The sequence below is a fragment of the Virgifigura deserti genome (assembly GCA_003576685.1).
Classification (GTDB): domain Bacteria; phylum Pseudomonadota; class Alphaproteobacteria; order Dongiales; family Dongiaceae; genus Virgifigura; species Virgifigura deserti.
In genome coordinates this window covers 1-1,076 of the sequence record QOZR01000034.1, presented here as the reverse complement: position 1 = coordinate 1,076, position 1,076 = coordinate 1, and the positions used below count along the sequence as shown (strand labels likewise).

At 70.7% G+C, this 1,076-nt stretch carries 1 protein-coding gene; it reads left to right on the top strand.

The window, feature by feature from the left end; translation table 11 throughout:
- A partial coding sequence (locus tag DT069_RS24465; protein ID WP_119462960.1) for an O-linked N-acetylglucosamine transferase family protein occupies positions 1–1,076 on the top strand: 1,076 nt, incomplete at both ends.

The window sequence follows — 1,076 nt, the reverse complement described above, 5'->3', positions numbered from 1 at the left end:
CCACGGCGCATCTGATTCAGGGTCTGTTCGGGCTGCACGACCGGGACGGGTTCGAGGTGTTCGTCTACTCCTACGGCAAGGACGACGGCTCGAGCTACCGTCGGCGGATCGCCGCCGAGTGCGACCACTTCGTCGACCTCGCCGCCGCCTCGTTGGCCGACGGCGCCCGGCGGATCCATGCCGACGCGATCGACATCCTGGTCGACCTCAAGGGCTACACCGAGAACCACCGGCTCGGCATCCTGGCGCTGCGCCCGGCGCCGGTCCAGGTCACCTATCTCGGCTTCCCCGGGACCAGCGGCGCGGACTTCCTCGACTATGTCCTGACCGATCCCATCGTCACCCCGCCGGCCTCGGCGCCGTTCTACAGCGAGCAGTTCGTCTATCTGCCGCACTGCTACCAGATCAACGACCACACCCAGCCGATCGCCGCGCGGACCGCCGGCCGGGCCGCCTTCGGTCTGCCGGAGGACGGCTTCGTGTTCTGCTGCTTCAACAACAGCTACAAGCTCGAGCCGACGATCTTCGACGTCTGGATGCGGATCCTGGCGCGGGTCCCGGGCAGCGTCTTGTGGCTGATGCGGCTTCATCCGCCGGTCGAGACCCATCTGAAGCGCGCGGCGGCGGCGCGCGGCCTCGACCCGGCGCGACTGGTGTTCGCGACCAAGCTGGCCAAGCCGGCGCATCTGGCGCGGTTCGGGCTGGCCGACCTGTTCCTCGATACCCGCTACTACACCGCGCACACCACCGCGAGCGACGCGCTGTGGGCCGGGGTGCCGGTGCTGACCTGCCCGGGGGCGAGCTTCGCCGCGCGGGTTTCGGCCAGCCTGCTGCAGGCCGCCGGGCTGCCCGAGCTGATCATGCCCGACCTGGCGGCGTACGAGCGCCGCGCGGTCGAACTGGCCGGCGACCCGGCGGCGCTGGCCGCACTGCGGGCCAGGCTGGCGGCCAACCGGACCCGCTGCCCGCTGTTCGACACGCCGCGCTTCGTCGGCAATCTCGAGCGCGCCTATCGGCTGATCTGGGCCAACTTCCAGGCCGGCCACCCGCCCCGCCAGATCACCGTCACCGAAGAC